The sequence below is a fragment of the Burkholderia sp. 9777_1386 genome, from assembly GCF_015712265.1.
GTDB classification, from domain to species: Bacteria; Pseudomonadota; Gammaproteobacteria; order Burkholderiales; family Burkholderiaceae; genus Burkholderia; species Burkholderia cenocepacia.
In genome coordinates this window covers 1-2,255 of the sequence record NZ_JACCQB010000115.1, presented here as the reverse complement: position 1 = coordinate 2,255, position 2,255 = coordinate 1, and the positions used below count along the sequence as shown (strand labels likewise).

The 2,255-nt window shown below is 60.4% G+C and carries 2 protein-coding genes and 1 pseudogene; 1 reads left to right on the top strand and 2 read right to left on the bottom strand.

Going from position 1 to position 2,255, the window contains the following annotated elements; genetic code table 11:
- A pseudogene (locus tag H0X91_RS35535) lies at window positions 1-100 on the top strand (IS110 family transposase); the annotation flags it as partial.
- Window positions 101-267: 167 nt separating this feature from the next.
- Here H0X91_RS35535 and H0X91_RS34590 read toward each other — a convergent pair.
- Together H0X91_RS34590 and H0X91_RS34585 are read right to left on the bottom strand one after the other, a co-directional pair.
- Window positions 268-1,167 (bottom strand): LysR substrate-binding domain-containing protein, encoded by a 900-nt coding sequence (locus tag H0X91_RS34590; RefSeq protein ID WP_062911563.1) that lies wholly within the window; start codon window positions 1,165-1,167, stop codon window positions 268-270.
- A 461-nt stretch (window positions 1,168-1,628) separates the two neighbouring features.
- Window positions 1,629-1,886, bottom strand: a complete 258-nt coding sequence (locus tag H0X91_RS34585) for a hypothetical protein (protein WP_062911562.1) — start codon at window positions 1,884-1,886, stop codon at window positions 1,629-1,631.
- Window positions 1,887-2,255: the final 369 nt, after the last annotated feature.

Sequence of the window (2,255 nt, the reverse complement as noted above, 5' to 3'; positions counted from 1 at the left end):
GAAGGTCGCCCTCGTCGCATGCATGCGCAAGCTGCTCATCACGCTCAACGCCATCGCTCGCACTGGCGAGCGTTGGCAGCCGGATTTCAATTGCGCATGACATGGGCTGTCTCAAGATGGTTGCTGTGTTGATGTGTTGCCTGGAGTGTCGGCTTACCGGACACCCGCATCAACGCGGAAACGCTCAGCCATAGTTGAGAAAATTTCAGATGACGGCGCGCCGTCGGTGCTGCAGCGCAATATCGCGGGCGCCGCGGGACGGCGCGTTCAGTCCGCTCGCGCGTGCGCCGCGACCTCCCGCTCGATCCACGCCAGAAAGCGCTTCACGCGCGGCAACTCTGCGTTCTGCCGCGGGTAAACGAGATGATGCGCGCCGACTTCGACCGCATGGCGCTCGCCGAACACCGGCACCAGCAGTCCTTCGCGGATCTTCGCCGACGCGAGCATCAGGCTTTCGAGCGCAATGCCGAGACCGAGCGCGGCGGTTTCGAGCGACATGTACGAACGGTCGAACGAAAAATCGAAGGTCTTCTGCGCCGCGAGCGGCACGCCGGTCCGGCCGAACCACTGCTTCCACTGGACCAGCGGCGTTTCGGAATAGATCAGCCGCTGCGCGAGCAGGTCCTCCGGTGTGTTCACCGGATGCCGTTCGAGATAGCGCGGGGACGCGAGCGGCGCGATGAATTCGCCGCGCACGGTCCGGACCTCGAGGTTGTCCCAGTTGCCGTAGCCGTGCCGGACGTCGATATCGTAGAAGCCGTTCGAGAACGACACGTTTTCGTAAGAGCACGCGAGGTTCAGCTGGATATCGCCGTTCGCCTCCTGAAACGACGACAGCCGCGGTAGCAACCACATCAGCCCGAAGCTCGGGCTCGTATGCACGCGCAGAATATCGACTTCGTTGCGGCTCGACGCGCGCTCGGTCGCGCGGCTCAGGTCGGCGAGCGAGCCCGTCACGTCGGCCAGATAGCGTTCTCCGGTCGGCGTGAGGACCAGTCCCCGTCCTAATCGCTGGAACAACGGCTGGCCGATCTGCGATTCGAGGTTGCTGAGCTGGTGACTCACCGCGGACGCGGTAAGGCCCAGTTCTTCCGCCGCACGGTTGACGCTTTTGGTCCGGGCCACGCTTTCGAACGCAATGATTGCCCTGAGCGGAGGGATACGCATATGGGGGTCTTGGAGAATTTGTCGAACGCCAGCAAAGCGATATCGTACTCGGGCGATCACCCAAGCAAAGCCAGTCCAATATATTACGCGTCAATTCTGGCCCGCCGGAGCACGTCCGGTCACCGCATTGTCACCGAGCCCGGAGTCGCGAAGAGCGGTGTCAACTTCCCTGGAACGCTGGCATCAGCAACCACGCGGTATGCGGAACCTGAGTTTGAACCGACCATCGAGCCGTGGTGATAAGGCTCCTATCTCGCTGTCGCGTTCATCCCTGCGTCAGGATTGGCACGTGACCGCGAATGGCGATTCTGAGGCGACGCGAACGGCTCTGAACGGCCCAAAGGAGTGGTGGATTCAACCGGCCTGTCCTAAAGCTGACATTTGAGAGCACGGCGAAGGTCCAGTTGTTTCCGCAGCACAGCAACCGTCCAACCCCCGCTAGAGGTGGTGAGCGATGCAGGCTACGAGGCCATGGCATCAGGCGATGAGGATGCAGTGGAGTTCGCTTCCGGGCCGTTCCCCCAGGTGATCACGTCGGTTATGCGCTCTCTGAACGGGTCTGTAAAACTCATCAAGCCGAGAGGGGAGCCAAAGCGGCGCACCTCCTTGACTCTGGGCAACATTTCGTCCCAACCTAACTGGCGGATTGTCGCCTTGACGCGCTTTCCGAGTTTCAGGTACAGCTCGACCGCCCGAACGCGGTCTTCGTATGAATACATGGACTACCTCCAAAGTAGTCCAAGATTTTGTCCGCATCCCCCCGGTTCGGTGAGTACTGATCAGAGAGCAGCTTGTCCGGCCCCCATGCCATCAACAAAGTGGATGTGAGCACAAGCGCTACGTGACGAAGCCTCATGGAGGGCCTCGATGGATGACCGTGGACTGGCGGATACGATGAGGGTATTTTCCCTTGCTTTGGTCGCGCTGCCATAGTCCCCAGAAGCTTGTCCGAGTATCAAAGTGACCTGCCCCCTGCAAACAGGGCCAGCTGGAGTCTAGTAAAGTTCGTTTTCGGAGAAGAAGACGAACATGAAGAAGCGCTTTACGGAACAGCAAATCATCGGGTTTCTGAAGGAAGCCGAAGCCGG

Excerpts from the sequence above, each read along its gene's own strand:
- H0X91_RS34585 (WP_062911562.1), bottom strand. The coding sequence starts at position 1,886 with ATGTATTCATACGAAGACCGCGTTCGGGCGGTCGAGCTGTACCTGAAA.
- H0X91_RS34590 (WP_062911563.1), bottom strand. The coding sequence starts at position 1,167 with ATGCGTATCCCTCCGCTCAGGGCAATCATTGCGTTCGAAAGCGTGGCC.